This window comes from Pseudomonas sp. BYT-1, from assembly GCF_023611805.1.
GTDB classification, from domain to species: Bacteria; Pseudomonadota; Gammaproteobacteria; order Pseudomonadales; family Pseudomonadaceae; genus Aquipseudomonas; species Aquipseudomonas guariconensis.
Map to the genome: position 1 here is coordinate 519,152 of NZ_CP072559.1, position 13,853 is coordinate 533,004.

The window sequence follows — 13,853 nt, forward strand, 5'->3', positions numbered from 1 at the left end:
TAGCAATATCAAAAAGTTTTGATATTGGCGATGAGCTGCGGTCTGCAGGGGGCAAGCTGCAAGGTTGGAGCAGATCGGGCGCCGATCTACCTCTGCTTGCAGTGTCGAGCTTGTCGCCTGTGGCTGGAAAAGTTTGCCCCCGGCCCCGCCTGTGGGCGAAAATGGCGGCCTTTTTCGTTTCACTACCTTTTCAATCCCCAGGAGACTCAGCGATGCCCAGCCGTCGTGAACGTGCCAACGCCATTCGTGCCCTCAGCATGGATGCCGTGCAAAAGGCCAACAGCGGCCACCCAGGTGCCCCCATGGGCATGGCGGATATCGCCGAAGTGCTTTGGCGCGATTACCTGAAGCACAACCCGAGCAATCCGAAATTCGCCGACCGCGACCGCTTCGTGCTGTCCAATGGCCACGGCTCGATGCTCATCTACTCGCTGCTGCACCTGACCGGCTACGACCTGTCGATCGACGACCTCAAGGCCTTCCGTCAACTGCACAGTCGCACGCCGGGTCACCCGGAGTACGGCTACACCGCAGGCGTCGAGACCACCACCGGCCCGCTGGGCCAGGGTATCGCCAACGCCGTGGGCTTCGCCCTGGCGGAAAAAGTCCTGGCGGCCCAATTCAACCGTGAAGGCCACACCATCGTCGACCACCACACCTACGTGTTCCTGGGCGACGGCTGCATGATGGAAGGTATCTCCCACGAAGTCGCGTCCCTGGCCGGCACCTTGGGCCTGAACAAGCTGATCGCCTTCTACGACGACAACGGCATCTCCATCGACGGCGAAGTGCACGGCTGGTTCACCGACAACACCCCGGCGCGCTTCGAGGCGTACAACTGGCAGGTGATCCGCAACGTCGATGGTCATGACGCCGACGAGATCAAGACTGCCATCGAGACCGCCCGCAAGAGCGATCGCCCGACCCTGATCTGCTGCAAGACCATCATCGGCTTCGGTTCGCCCAACAAGCAGGGCAAGGAAGACTGCCACGGCGCGCCGTTGGGCAACGATGAAATCGCCCTGGCCCGCAAGGAACTGAACTGGAACCACGGTCCGTTCGAGATTCCGGCCGACATCTACGCAGAATGGGACGCCAAAGCCGCCGGCGCCAAGCTCGAAGCCGACTGGAACCAGCGCTTCGACGCCTATGCCAAGGCCTACCCTGAGCTGGCCGCCGAGTTCAAGCGCCGTGAACGCGGCGAGCTGCCGGCCGACTTCGCCGAGAAGGCCCAGGCCTACATCAACGAAGTCGCCGCCAAGGGTGAAACCATCGCCAGCCGCAAGGCCAGCCAGAACGCCCTGAATGCCTTCGGCCCGCTGCTGCCTGAGTTCCTTGGCGGCTCGGCTGACCTGGCAGGCTCCAACCTGACCCTGTGGAAGGGCTGCAAAGGCGTCAGCGCCGATGACGCCAGCGGCAACTACGTGTTCTACGGTGTGCGCGAGTTCGGCATGACCGCCATCATGAACGGCGTCGCCCTGCACGGCGGCCTGGTGCCTTATGGCGCGACCTTCCTGATGTTCATGGAATACGCCCGCAACGCGGTACGCATGTCCGCCCTGATGAAGCAGCGCGTCATCCATGTCTATACCCACGACTCCATCGGCTTGGGCGAAGACGGCCCGACCCACCAGCCGATCGAGCAGCTGACCAGCCTGCGCAGCACGCCGAACCTGGACACTTGGCGTCCAGCCGACGCGGTGGAATCCGCCGTGTCCTGGAAGCAGGCCCTGGAGCGCAAGGACGGCCCATCGGCGTTGATCTTCTCCCGTCAGAACCTGCAGCACCAGGAGCGCGATGCCCAGCAGATCGCCAACATCAGCCGCGGCGGCTACATCCTCAAGGATTGCGCCGGCGAGCCTGAGCTGCTGCTGATCGCCACCGGTTCCGAAGTGGGGCTGGCGGTCCAGGCGCATGCCAAGCTGACCGAGCAGGGCCGCAAGGTGCGTGTGGTTTCCATGCCGTGCACCAGCGTGTTCGACGCCCAGGACGCCGCCTACAAGCAGTCCGTTCTACCGCTGGAAGTCGGTGCGCGTATCGCCATCGAGGCTGCCCACGCGGACTTCTGGTACAAGTACGTGGGCCTGGAAGGCCGCGTCATCGGTATGACCACCTACGGTGAGTCGGCGCCGGCCTCCGCACTGTTCGAGGAATTCGGCTTCACCCTGGAGAACATTCTGGGTACCGCTGAAGAGCTGCTGGAAGACTGATGTAAGGATCTGCGGGCGGTGTCGCCCCGATTCGCGGGCAAGCCCGCTCCCACGGTGGTCGTGTATCCCTGTGGGAGCGGGCTTGCCTGCGAATGCCACACCGCAATCCCGCAGGCTGCTGACAATAGATCTGTTCCGTGAGTATCGAATGCCCCATCCGCGTCCCTACAAAGTTGCACTCAACGGTTACGGCCGTATCGGTCGTTGTGTCTTGCGCGCACTGTTCGAGCGAGGAGCGGACGCCGGCTTCGAGATCGTCGCGCTGAACGACCTGGCCGATCAGGCCAGCCTCGAATACTTGACCCGTTTCGACTCCACCCACGGGCGATTCCCTGGCGAGGTGAGGGTTGACGGCGACTGCCTGCACATCAATGGCGACTGTGTGAAGGTCCTGCGCAGCGTCACCCCGGAGGGCATCGACTGGGCGGCGCTGGGCGTCGATCTGGTGCTGGAGTGCTCCGGGGCCTACAACACTCGTGCCGATGCCCAGCGCTTTCTCGATGCCGGCGCGCCGCGGGTGCTGTTCTCCCAGCCGATGTCCAGTGAAGCGGATGTCGACGCCACGGTGGTCTATGGCATTAACCAGGACTGCCTGAGCGGCGAGGAGCGCCTGGTGTCCAACGCCTCCTGTACCACCAACTGCGGCGTGCCGCTGTTGCGCGTGCTGGACCAGGCGTTTGGCATCGAGTATGTGTCGATCACCACCATTCACTCGGCGATGAACGACCAGCCGGTGATCGATGCCTATCACCATGAGGACCTGCGCCGCACCCGTTCGGCATTCCAGTCGGTGATCCCGGTGTCCACTGGTCTGGCGCGCGGCATCGAGCGCCTGCTTCCGGAACTTGCCGGTCGAATCCAGGCCAAAGCCGTACGCGTGCCGACCGTCAACGTCTCGTGCCTGGACATCACCCTGCAGACCGCCCGTGATACCAACGCGGCAGAGGTCAACCGGGTGTTGCGCGAGGCTGCGCTGAACGGCCCGCTGAAAGGGCTGCTGGCCTATACCGAGCTGCCCCACGCCAGTTGTGATTTCAACCATGACCCGCATTCGGCCATCGTCGATGCCAGCCAGACCCGTGTTTCCGGCCCCCGCCTGGTGAACCTGCTGGCCTGGTTCGACAACGAATGGGGGTTCGCCAACCGTATGCTCGACGTTGCCGGTCATTTCCTGCACGTCGTCCACCAAACCCGCACCAAACAGCCCTGAAGGACTGCATTCATGACCGTGTTGAAGATGACCGACCTCGACCTGCAAGGTAAGCGCGTACTGATCCGCGAAGACCTCAACGTCCCTGTGAAAGACGGTGTGGTAGCCAGCGATGCGCGTATCCTGGCCGCGCTGCCGACCATCAAGCTGGCCCTTGAGAAGGGCGCTGCCGTCATGGTCTGCTCGCACCTGGGTCGCCCCACCGAAGGCGAGTTCTCCGCCGAGAACAGCCTCAAGCCGGTGGCTGATTACCTGAGCAAGGCCCTGGGCCGCGACGTGCCGCTGGTCGCTGACTACCTGGACGGTGTCGAGGTCAAGGCCGGCGATCTGGTGCTGTTCGAGAACGTGCGCTTCAACAAGGGCGAGAAGAAGAACGCCGACGAGCTGGCGCAAAAGTACGCCGCCCTGTGCGACGTATTCGTCATGGATGCCTTCGGTACCGCCCACCGCGCCGAGGGTTCGACCCACGGGGTTGCCAAGTTCGCCAAGGTTGCGGCTGCAGGCCCGCTGCTGGCGGCCGAACTCGATGCCCTGGGCAAGGCCCTGAAAGCCCCGGCCAAACCGATGGCCGCCATCGTCGCCGGCTCCAAGGTCTCCACCAAGCTGGATGTGCTCAACAGCCTGAGCACGGTCTGCGATCAACTGATCGTCGGTGGCGGCATCGCCAACACCTTCCTCGCCGCGGCGGGCCACAAGGTCGGCAAGTCGCTGTACGAACCTGACCTGGTCGACACCGCCAAGGCGATCGCCGCCAAGGTCAGCGTGCCGCTGCCGGTGGACGTAGTGGTTGCCAAGGAGTTCGCCGAGAGCGCCGAAGCCACCGTCAAGTCCATCGCCGATGTGGCCGATGACGACATGATCCTGGATATCGGCCCGAAGACTGCCGAACAGTTCGCCGAGCTGCTCAAGTCGTCCAAGACCATTCTGTGGAACGGCCCGGTCGGCGTGTTCGAGTTCGACCAGTTCGGCAACGGTACCAAAGTGCTGGCCAAGGCCATCGCCGACAGCGCCGCCTTCTCCATCGCCGGTGGCGGTGACACCCTGGCGGCCATCGACAAATATGGCGTAGGCGCTGATATCTCCTACATTTCTACCGGTGGCGGCGCGTTCCTCGAATTCGTCGAAGGCAAGGTCCTGCCCGCCGTGGCTATCCTGGAAGAGCGGGCCAAGGCCTGAGTATGGCGGCGCCTGGCAAAGGGAGCGACCTGATGGTCAAGCAATTGCCTGTGATGATCCTGGCCCTGTTGCTGGGCGCCTGCTCCAGCAAGTCTGCCGATACCGAGCCGTCGCAGCCGCCCAAGGGCGGCTGCTACCAGTCTCAGTGGCAGGCGGAAACCGCGCCGGTCATCAACAAGCGCATGGGCCCGGAGGGCCTGGAAAAGTACGACGACGAACACCAGCGCCAGGCGCCGGGCTGCCCTTGATCGGGCGCCAGGCAACCAAGGTTGGGTTTTGTGGTCTTGGATTAGGGGCCGCGTAGCGGATCCACGACGAGGTTTTTGGATGAAAGCGCTTCTGGCCGCATTGGCCCTGGCGACCCTGGCAGGATGCTCGCTGCTGCAACCGGCCCCATCCGCTTCGGCGGACAACTGGACCCGCTGGGTCTGCGACAGCCAGGCCGAAGTGCTCTGGCGATTCGCCGATGCGAGCCAGGATGCGGTCGACGTACGCCTAGGCGGCGGCGACCAGGTCTACCGGCTCAAGTCCGAGCCGGGCGCCTCGGGCGCGCTGTACAGCGACGGGGTACTTGCCTTCCACACCAAGGGCGACGAAGGCCTGGTGTATTGGGTGGCGACCAACGATCTGATTGGGCGGGGCTGCAAGGCACCGTGACTGGCCGGGCCGCGACGGTGGCCCACACTACTTGAACAGCAACCGCCCCTGCGGCAGGCTTGCACGAAACAACGACGCTTGTCGGGAGAGAGATACACAATGGCACTCATTAGCATGCGCCAGATGCTGGACCACGCCGCCGAGTTCGGCTACGGCGTTCCGGCTTTCAACGTCAACAACCTCGAGCAGATGCGCGCCATCATGGAAGCTGCGGATGCCACCGACTCCCCGGTCATCGTCCAGGCCTCGGCCGGCGCCCGCAAGTACGCTGGTGCCCCGTTCCTGCGTCACCTGATCCTGGCGGCGATCGAAGAGTTCCCGCACATCCCGGTGTGCATGCACCAGGATCACGGCACCAGCCCTGACGTCTGCCAGCGTTCCATCCAGCTGGGCTTCAGCTCGGTGATGATGGACGGCTCGCTCAAGGAAGACGGCAAGACCCCGTCCGACTACGAGTACAACGTTCGCGTCACTCAGCAGACCGTGGCATTCGCCCACGCCTGCGGCGTGTCCGTCGAAGGCGAACTGGGTTGCCTGGGCAGCCTGGAAACCGGCCAAGCCGGTGAAGAAGATGGTATCGGCGCCGAAGGCACTCTGGATCACAGCCAGATGCTGACCGACCCGGAAGAAGCCGCCGACTTCGTCAAGAAGACCCAGGTCGACGCCCTGGCCATCGCCATCGGCACCAGCCACGGCGCCTACAAGTTCACCAAGCCGCCAACCGGTGACATCCTGGCCATCGACCGGATCAAGGAAATCCACAAGCGCATTCCCAACACCCACCTGGTCATGCACGGTTCTTCCTCGGTGCCGCAGGAATGGCTGAAGGTCATCAACGAATACGGCGGTGATATCAAGGAAACCTACGGCGTGCCGGTCGAAGAAATCGTCGAAGGCATCAAGTACGGCGTGCGCAAGGTCAACATCGATACCGACCTGCGCCTGGCCTCCACGGGTGCCATCCGTCGCTACATGGCCCAGCACCCGAGCGAGTTCGACCCACGCAAGTTCTTCGCCGAGACCGTGAAGGCCATGCGTGATGTCTGCATCGCCCGTTACGAAGCCTTCGGTACCGCCGGCAACGCCTCCAAGATCAAGCCGATCTCCCTGGAGGGCATGTTCCAGCGTTACGCCAAAGGTGAGCTGGCCGCCAAGGTCAACTGATCCTGCCATGAACGAGGGGCCGTTTCGCGCTGGCGAAACGGCCCCTCGTTCATATTGGATGCGGATCGGATACACTCGCGGTTCTTCTCGCTGAACGTCGTGCAATGACCGCATTACGCTACCTGCAAGCCTACCCGCCTCACCTGCAAGAGCAGGTCCGCCAGATGATCGCCTCCGATCGCCTGGGCGATTACCTGCGCCAGCGCTACCCGGATCGACACGACGTACAGAGCGACAAAGCGCTGTACAGCTATGCCCAGGACTTGAAACAGCAATACCTGCGCAGTGCGCCGAATCTGGACAAGGTGCTGTTCGACAACCGCCTGGATCTGACCCATCGCGCCCTGGGCCTGAACACTGCTGTCTCCCGTGTGCAGGGCGGCAAACTCAAGGCCAAGAAGGAAATCCGCATCGCCTCGCTGTTCAAGGACGCGGCGCCCCAGTTTCTACGCATGATCGTGGTGCACGAGTTGGCGCACCTGCGCGAGCGGGACCACAACAAAGCGTTCTACCAGCTCTGTCAGCACATGGAGCCGGACTATCATCAATTGGAATTCGACCTGCGCGTCTACCTGACCTACCAGGAGCTGCCGGGCACCACCTGAGGATCGAGCAGCATGGATGTGAGCAAGACCAAGAGCAGTTTCTACCGGCGTCTCTATGTGGCCTGGTTGATCGACAGCCAGACCGCAACCAGTGTTCCGGCGCTGATGGAGGCTACCGGCATGCCTCGTCGCACCGCACAGGACACCATCGCCGCACTGGCCGACCTGGATATCGTTTGTGAATTCGAGCAGCAGGCCGGGGCGCGTAATCACGCCGGGCACTACCGCATCCACGATTGGGGTGCCATCGACAAGCAGTGGATCATCCAGCACCTGCGCAAGATCAGGGACGTGCTGGGGTATCCATGACCTGAGCGCCCCAGCCGCTCGATGCCCTCTCGCCTCAAGCCTTGCGCATACCGATATGCGCAATGCCATCCTCCAGGTACTGCTCTCCCGCCACCTCGAATCCATGCCGCGCATAGTAGGCCTGCAGATGTGCCTGGGCCGACAGGTAGATCGGTGTCCCAGGCCAGCAGTGCTCGGCGCACTCCAGCCCCTTGAGCAACAGCTGATGGCCCAGGCCGCCACCGCGCGCGGCGGGGGCGGTTACCACCCGGCCAATGACCACGTCGCCGCCTTGGGATTGGGGGTCGAGCAGGCGCAGGTAGGCCACCAAGCGGTCTTGTTCCCAACCCATCAAGTGCAGCGTATCTGCGCAAAGGTCCTGGCCGTCGACCTCCTGGTAGGCGCATTGCTGCTCCACCACGAAGACTTCAGTGCGCAACTGCAGGATGGCATAGAGTTGCTCCTTGCCAAGGTCGGTATGGTGCTTGCAGATCCACTCGATGGACATGGGTATGAACTCTTTGAAGGGGCGGTCGATCATCGCAAATCCCGGCGCTGGCGACGAGTCAGACATTGCCCAAAAACGGCTTCAACCGCATTCGGCCAAAATAGAGGCTATTTGATATCATTTGTCGGCTGCCGTCCGAGAGGGCTTTGTGTAATCTGCCCATCCTGTAGTAGTGCGGATCGCCACCATCAGAGTGGATCACCCACCTGCGAAAGGACTCGAGCATGCGGCCATTGCTTTGCGCGCTTGGTTTACTGTTGATCGTGCTGGTCACTCCCGCCGTGGCGGCCGAGAAGTTGCGTCTTGTGGCCGACAGTTGGCCGCCGTTCACAGACAGCGACTTGCCCGGCGGCGGCCTGGCCACCAACATCGTCACCGCGGCACTGACCCGTGCTGGCTACACCAGCAATGTCGAGCAGGTGCCCTGGGCCAGGGCCTTGATGGGTATCGGCGAAGGCCGCTACGACATCTTGGTCAACACCTGGTACAACGACTCGCGCACGCGTCTGGGCGCATTTTCCAAACCCTACCTGGTCAACCGCATCCGCCTGCTCAGGCCGCAAGATACGCCTTTGAGCTACCGTCAGCTGGCCGACCTCTACGACTATTCCATTGCCGTGGTACGCGATTACGCCTATTCCCCGGAATTCGACGCCGACGCCCGTTTGCACAAGGTGGCGGTGCGCAACTTCTCCTCGGCGGTGCGCATGCTGGCGGCGGGCAGGGTCGACCTGACGGTGGAGGACGAATTCGTCGCGCGCTACAGCCTGCAACGCGAGCCGAAGGAGGTGCGTGAGGCCGTGACCTTCGTAGAGCCCGCGTTGGGCGAAAACAACCTGCACATCCTCGTCAGCCTCAAGCACCCCCATCATCAGCAGATCATCGAGCGCTTCGACCGCGCCATCGCCGCGATGAAGGCCGATGGCAGCTATGCCCGTCTGTTGCGCCAACACGGGTTCTGATCCGCCTCAGCGCCCTCTGGCTTCAAGAGCGGGTTGGCCTGGGAGCGTCAGCCCGTTGGGCTTTCCTTGATCAGGTGCGCCGCCAGGGTACGCAGCGGCCCGAGTTGGCGGCAGATCAGCGCCAGTTGGGTTTGCACCAGACGCTGATGTTCGTCCAACTCTTCGGGCATCTGTTCCAAGGCGCCGGCCAGGGCTTCCTCGGCATCGCTGTGGATGGCCACGGGCAGGCGGGCGGCCAGTCCATTGGCGATCTCATCGAGGCTGTTGGCCAGGCTCTGGCCGGCGCCATCGATCAACTGCTCGTGAACCTCCGGCGGCAGCGCCGTGTCGCGGTGTGCACCGAGCCCGGAGAGGTAGCTGAGCAGGGTGTGCGAGAGCACCAGGAAGCGGAAGCCCACATCGGCTTCCTTACGGAAGTGCCCAGGCTCCATGAGCATGTTGGCCAGTGTGGTCGACAGTGCCGCATCGGCGTTGTGGGCGTTGCGCCGGGCCAGGCGATAGGCCAGGTCGTCGCGCTTGCCATGGGCATATTGCTGCATGATCTGGCGCAGGTAGGCACTGGCGCAGGTCAGCGTATTGGCCAGCACTTTGTTCAGGCGCCGTCCCTGCCAGTCCGGCAGGAACAGGAACACCGCCAGGATGGCAATCAGGCTGCCCACGAGGGTATCGAACAGGCGTGGCAGGAACAGGCCGTAGCCATCGCCGATCTGGTTGAAGCAGAACAGTACCATCAGGGTGATCGCCGCCGTGGCCAAGGTATAGCGGGTGGTTCGGTTGACGAAGAACACCACCCCGGCGACCACCGCGAACATCGACTGGATGACCGGGCTGGGGAACAGGTCGAACAGCGCCCAGCCCACCGTGAGGCCGACAGCCGTGCCCACTACGCGCTGCACCAGCTTGCGGCGGGTCGCACCATAGTTGGGCTGGCAGACGAACAGGGTAGTCAGGATGATCCAGTAGCCTTGGGTCGGGTGGATCAGGTGCACCATGCCGTAGCCCACCGACAGCGCCAGGGACAGGCGCAGGGCATGGCGGAACAACAGCGAAGTGGGCGTCAGCTGCGTGCGCAGGCGGCTCCAGACATCCTTGAGGTTGCGTGGCGAGCGGTCGAGCAGGCTGCTGTCGCTGGCATCGGCCAGACTGTCGGGGTTGCTGGCGGCGCCCAGCAGGCGGTCCAGGGTCGCCAGGTTGCCGGCCAGCGCCCGCAAAGAGCGCAACAGGCCGCGCCAGGCTGGATTGCTTTGCTGGCGCAAGTGTTCCAGGGAGGCGTTGAGGTCTTCCAGCGCTTCGGCGAACCCGCCGCCGTAGACGAACGGCTGGCGCAGGCGGATCGAGTGGGACAGTTGCTGGCAGGCCGAGCCTTGCTGGCGCAGCAGGCGCTGGCAGCGGAACATCACATCGCTGTGGAAGAACGCTTCGGCCAGTGCGTTGTAGGGATAGTGCGAGGCACTGACCCGCTCATGGATGTCCTGAGCCAGAAAGTACAGCTTCAAATAACGGCTGACCTTGGCGTTCGGCTGGCTGTTGCCAACCCGGTGCAGGATGATTTCCTTGGCTGCGTTCAGCGCCGCCACTACTTTGCCATTTTGCTGGGCCAGTTCCAGGCGGCGGGCTTCCAGGTCCAGGTTGCGGATCGGCTCGAACAGGTTGGCCTTGAGCTTGAGGTAGCGGCCAAGCTCCATGAACAACTTTGCCAGGCTCTGCTGCACCGGCTGGTTGGAGAACAGCGCCTGCCACAGGACCGAGAGCAGCCCATACCACGCCGCACCGGCCACCAGCAGCAACGGTTCGTGCCAGAAATCGCTGACCTGCCCGCCGCGCTGGTCCACGCCGATCATGGTGTACACCGAGAGGATCAACGTCGCCGAGGCGATGGCGCCGTAGCGTTCGCCCAAGGCACCGAGCATGGTCAGGGCGAAGGCTGCCAGGGCCAGTGCGCCAGCGAAGATCCAGGGGTAAGGGAACAGCAGCTCCACCGACAAGGCGGCGATGGCGAAACACACCAAGGTAACGGCCAGGGCGCTCAGGCGGCCTTGCCAGCCGTCGTCGGTCTCGGCCAGGGCGCTGGCGATGATGCCGAGGAACAGCGGGATCAACAGCGCCATTTCGTCCTGGTACCAGCAAAGCGCCAGGCTGCCGGTGAGTGCGATCGTTACCCTGATGCTGTAGCTGAACTTGTCTTGGCCCCACAAACGACGCAATGAATGGCGGAACGAGCTCGATGACATGATGGCCCTGGGCAGTGATCGAATGAATACCTTGGCGCCATTCATAGTGGGCCGCGCAGCAGCCCCAGAAAATCGGCACCTCAGCACAGACCAGCAAGAAGCGTTCCGTGCTGCTGAAAGGATTCTACTCTACACGAACTGCGCTGCAGCGTTGGCCGAGGCCCATGCCCACTGGAAATTGAACCCGCCCAGGTGGCCCGTGACATCGAGCACTTCGCCGATGAAGTACAGCCCAGGACTCTTGAGGGATTCCATGGTCTTTGAAGACACCTCGCGGGTATCGACGCCGCCGAGGGTCACCTCCGCGGTGCGATAGCCTTCGGTACCGGCCGGCACCAGTTGCCAGGCCGACAGCTTATCCGCCACCTGGGCCAGTTCGGCCGGGGTGTACTGCTTCATCGGCTTGGACACGAACCATTGCTCGGCCAGCAGATTGGCCAGCTTGCGGGTGAAAACCTCGCCCAGCAGCGTCTTCAGCTCGCTGTTGGGGCGTTCGGCCTGCTGCTGTTGCAGCCAACTGAGGGCGTCTCGATCGGGCAACAGGTTGATCTCCACGGTATCGCCCGCCTCCCAGAACGAGGAAATCTGCAGGATCGCCGGGCCACTCAGGCCGCGGTGGGTGAACAACAGGTTTTCCCGGAAACTGGTGCCGTTGCAACTGGCGACGCAGTCCAGTGCGGTGCCGGAGAGCTCGGTGCACAGGGCCTTGAGTTGAGGCTCGGTGATGGTGAAGGGCACCAGACCCGCGCGGGTCGGCAGCAGGGTATGGCCGAACTGACGGGCGACCTGGTAGCCAAAGCCGGTAGCGCCCAGGGTCGGGATCGACAGGCCGCCGGTGGCGATCACCAGGGACTGGCAGGCGAACGGGCCGGCGGAGGTTTGCAGACAATAGCCTTCGGCGGTCTTCTCGATCTGCTCGATGCTGGTCTGCAGGCGTATCTGGGCCCCGGCCTCGTCGCATTCGGCGAGCAACATGTCGAGGATGTCGCTGGACTTGTTGTCGCAGAACAGCTGGCCAAGTTTCTTCTCGTGGTAAGGCACGCCGTGCTTGCACACCAGTTCGATGAAATCCCACTGGGTATAGCGGGCCAGGGCCGACTTGCAGAAGTGCGTGTTCTGCGAGAGGAAGTTGGCGGGCTCGGTGTACATGTTGGTGAAGTTGCAGCGACCGCCCCCGGACATGAGGATCTTCTTGCCCGGCTTGTTGGCGTGGTCGAGCACCAGCACCCGGCGTCCTCGGCGGGCGGTGAGCTGGGCGCACATCAGGCCGGCGGCGCCGGCGCCGATGATGATCACGTCGGTGGAATGCACGGTGTAAACCTTTTCTGAAATGACACACTGGCCCCCGTGGAAGCGGGTTTACCCGCAATGCGATGGTGGACTCACTGCCGCCTTCGCGGGTAAACCCGCTTCCACAGAGTCGTGCAGATCTTTAGATGATGCGGACTTTCAGGGACCGACCCTTGATCTTGCCGCTGTTCAGGCGCTGCATGGCTTGTTTGGCCACAGCGCGCTCCACCGCCACGAAGGCCTGGAAGTCGAAGATGGCGATTTTGCCCACCTGTTTACCGGGGATCCCTGCGTCGCCGGTCAGCGCGCCGAGAATATCGCCTGGGCGCAGTTTGTCCTTGCGGCCTGCGGCGATGCACAAGGTGGTCATCGCTGGCAGCAAAGGCTCACCCCCTTTGTGTTTGAGGTTGTCGAGCTGCTCCCAGCGCAGCGGGCGCTTCTGCAGGTCCTCGATGGCCTGTGCGCGGTGGCCCTCGGCAGGCGCGACCAGGCTGATGGCGATGCCTTTTTCGCCAGCGCGACCGGTGCGGCCGACGCGGTGTACGTGAATCTCCGGATCACGCGCCAGCTCGACGTTGATCACCATGTCCAGACCGTCGATGTCCAGGCCACGGGCCGCCACGTCAGTGGCCACCAGCACCGAGCTGCTGCGGTTGGCGAACATTGTCAGCACCTGGTCGCGGTCGCGTTGCTCCAGGTCGCCATGCAGGGCCTGGGCGACGATGCCCTTGGCGGTGAGGTGGGCTACCACGTCCTCGCACTGCTGCTTGGTGAAGCAGAACGCCACGCACGACTGCGGGCGGAAGTGGCCGAGCACTCGGGTGACGGCTTCCAGGCGTTGCTGCGGGTCGATCTCGATGAAGTGCTGTTCGATCTGGTTGTCTGCGTGCAGGCTTTCGACCTTGACCTGCTGTGGCTTGCGCATGAACTCGGCGGCCAACTGCTCGATGCCGGCCGGGTAGGTGGCCGAGAACAGCAGCGTCTGGCGGCGCGAAGGGGTCTTGCCGATGATGCTGGCGATGGCGTCGAAGAAACCCATGTCGAGCATGCGGTCGGCTTCATCCAGCACCAGGGTATTGAGCCCATCGAGCACCAAAGTGCCCTTGTCCAGGTGCTGCTGGATGCGCCCTGGGGTGCCGACGATGATGTGTGCGCCATGCTCCAGGGAGGCGATCTGCGGGCCCAGCGAAACGCCGCCGCACAGGGTGAGGATCTTGATGTTGTCTTCGGCACGGGCCAGGCGACGCAGCTCCTTGGCCACCTGGTCGGCCAGCTCGCGGGTCGGGCACAGTACCAGGGCCTGGCAGCCGAAGTAGCGCGGATTGATCGGGTTGAGCAGGCCGATGCCGAAGGCGGCGGTCTTGCCGCTGCCGGTCTTGGCCTGGGCGATCAGGTCCTGGCCCTTGAGGATGACCGGCAGGCTCTGGGCCTGGATCGGCGTCATCGAGGCGTAGCCGAGGGCGTCCAGGTTGGCCAGCATGGCGGCGGACAGCGGCAGAGTGGCAAAGGCGGTGGAGTCGGTGGTCACGAGGCGGGCCTGCGTTGCGAAGCG

At 63.5% G+C, this 13,853-nt stretch carries 12 protein-coding genes and 1 pseudogene; 9 read left to right on the forward strand and 4 right to left on the reverse strand.

The window, feature by feature from the left end:
* Window positions 1–212 precede the first annotated feature (212 nt).
* The 8 genes from tkt (at window position 213) to J5X93_RS02445 (ending at window position 7,331) form a co-directional block, all read left to right on the forward strand.
* Window positions 213–2,210 carry a transketolase gene (gene tkt / locus J5X93_RS02410; RefSeq protein WP_043207258.1) on the forward strand — a complete coding sequence of 666 codons (1,998 nt, stop codon included), beginning with the start codon at window positions 213–215 and terminating at the stop codon, window positions 2,208–2,210.
* Between the two features lie 148 nt (window positions 2,211–2,358).
* The gene (epd, locus tag J5X93_RS02415; protein ID WP_250034355.1) at window positions 2,359–3,420 is read left to right on the forward strand and encodes an erythrose-4-phosphate dehydrogenase; all 1,062 of its coding nucleotides are present in this window, start codon (window positions 2,359–2,361) and stop codon (window positions 3,418–3,420) included.
* A 12-nt stretch (window positions 3,421–3,432) separates the two neighbouring features.
* On the forward strand, window positions 3,433–4,596 hold the full coding sequence (locus J5X93_RS02420; RefSeq protein ID WP_043207267.1) for a phosphoglycerate kinase: 1,164 nt from the start codon (window positions 3,433–3,435) through the stop codon (window positions 4,594–4,596).
* Window positions 4,597–4,628: 32 nt separating this feature from the next.
* Window positions 4,629–4,844 (forward strand): hypothetical protein, encoded by a 216-nt coding sequence (locus tag J5X93_RS02425; RefSeq protein ID WP_043207346.1) that lies wholly within the window; start codon window positions 4,629–4,631, stop codon window positions 4,842–4,844.
* 79 nt (window positions 4,845–4,923) lie between these two features.
* Complete coding sequence (locus J5X93_RS02430; RefSeq protein ID WP_090343235.1) at window positions 4,924–5,253, forward strand: MliC family protein; 330 nt, start codon at window positions 4,924–4,926, stop codon at window positions 5,251–5,253.
* Window positions 5,254–5,352: 99 nt separating this feature from the next.
* On the forward strand, window positions 5,353–6,417 hold the full coding sequence (gene fba, locus J5X93_RS02435; RefSeq protein ID WP_043207275.1) for a class II fructose-bisphosphate aldolase: 1,065 nt from the start codon (window positions 5,353–5,355) through the stop codon (window positions 6,415–6,417).
* A gap of 104 nt (window positions 6,418–6,521) precedes the next feature.
* A complete protein-coding gene (locus tag J5X93_RS02440) occupies window positions 6,522–7,022 on the forward strand; it encodes a M48 metallopeptidase family protein (protein ID WP_070571097.1) in 501 nt (166 codons plus the stop codon).
* 12 nt (window positions 7,023–7,034) lie between these two features.
* The gene (locus tag J5X93_RS02445) at window positions 7,035–7,331 is read left to right on the forward strand and encodes a winged helix-turn-helix domain-containing protein (RefSeq protein ID WP_043207283.1); all 297 of its coding nucleotides are present in this window, start codon (window positions 7,035–7,037) and stop codon (window positions 7,329–7,331) included.
* A gap of 34 nt (window positions 7,332–7,365) precedes the next feature.
* Here J5X93_RS02445 and J5X93_RS02450 read toward each other — a convergent pair whose 3' ends face one another.
* A complete protein-coding gene (locus J5X93_RS02450) occupies window positions 7,366–7,818 on the reverse strand; it encodes a GNAT family N-acetyltransferase (RefSeq protein ID WP_043207347.1) in 453 nt (150 codons plus the stop codon).
* A 224-nt stretch (window positions 7,819–8,042) separates the two neighbouring features.
* Between J5X93_RS02450 and J5X93_RS02455 the strand changes: the two genes are divergently transcribed.
* Window positions 8,043–8,780 (forward strand): substrate-binding periplasmic protein, encoded by a 738-nt coding sequence (locus J5X93_RS02455; protein WP_090343233.1) that lies wholly within the window; start codon window positions 8,043–8,045, stop codon window positions 8,778–8,780.
* 47 nt (window positions 8,781–8,827) lie between these two features.
* Here J5X93_RS02455 and yccS read toward each other — a convergent pair whose 3' ends face one another.
* The 3 genes and pseudogenes from yccS to dbpA form a co-directional block, all read right to left on the reverse strand.
* Complete coding sequence (gene yccS / locus J5X93_RS02460) at window positions 8,828–11,011, reverse strand: YccS family putative transporter (protein ID WP_043207349.1); 2,184 nt, start codon at window positions 11,009–11,011, stop codon at window positions 8,828–8,830.
* A 129-nt stretch (window positions 11,012–11,140) separates the two neighbouring features.
* Window positions 11,141–12,355: pseudogene (locus tag J5X93_RS02465) on the reverse strand (BaiN/RdsA family NAD(P)/FAD-dependent oxidoreductase); the annotation flags it as partial.
* Window positions 12,356–12,443: 88 nt separating this feature from the next.
* A complete protein-coding gene (gene dbpA / locus J5X93_RS02470) occupies window positions 12,444–13,781 on the reverse strand; it encodes an ATP-dependent RNA helicase DbpA (protein ID WP_232092100.1) in 1,338 nt (445 codons plus the stop codon).
* Window positions 13,782–13,853 lie beyond the last annotated feature (72 nt).

Coding starts and splice junctions, on each gene's coding strand:
- tkt (WP_043207258.1), top strand. CDS start 213: ATGCCCAGCCGTCGTGAACGTGCCAACGCCATTCGTGCCCTCAGCATG.
- epd (WP_250034355.1), top strand. CDS start 2,359: ATGCCCCATCCGCGTCCCTACAAAGTTGCACTCAACGGTTACGGCCGT.
- J5X93_RS02420 (WP_043207267.1), top strand. CDS start 3,433: ATGACCGTGTTGAAGATGACCGACCTCGACCTGCAAGGTAAGCGCGTA.
- J5X93_RS02425 (WP_043207346.1), top strand. CDS start 4,629: ATGGTCAAGCAATTGCCTGTGATGATCCTGGCCCTGTTGCTGGGCGCC.
- J5X93_RS02430 (WP_090343235.1), top strand. CDS start 4,924: ATGAAAGCGCTTCTGGCCGCATTGGCCCTGGCGACCCTGGCAGGATGC.
- fba (WP_043207275.1), top strand. CDS start 5,353: ATGGCACTCATTAGCATGCGCCAGATGCTGGACCACGCCGCCGAGTTC.
- J5X93_RS02440 (WP_070571097.1), top strand. CDS start 6,522: ATGACCGCATTACGCTACCTGCAAGCCTACCCGCCTCACCTGCAAGAG.
- J5X93_RS02445 (WP_043207283.1), top strand. CDS start 7,035: ATGGATGTGAGCAAGACCAAGAGCAGTTTCTACCGGCGTCTCTATGTG.
- J5X93_RS02450 (WP_043207347.1), bottom strand. CDS start 7,818: ATGTCCATCGAGTGGATCTGCAAGCACCATACCGACCTTGGCAAGGAG.
- J5X93_RS02455 (WP_090343233.1), top strand. CDS start 8,043: ATGCGGCCATTGCTTTGCGCGCTTGGTTTACTGTTGATCGTGCTGGTC.
- yccS (WP_043207349.1), bottom strand. CDS start 11,011: ATGTCATCGAGCTCGTTCCGCCATTCATTGCGTCGTTTGTGGGGCCAA.
- dbpA (WP_232092100.1), bottom strand. CDS start 13,781: ATGCTGGCCAACCTGGACGCCCTCGGCTACGCCTCGATGACGCCGATC.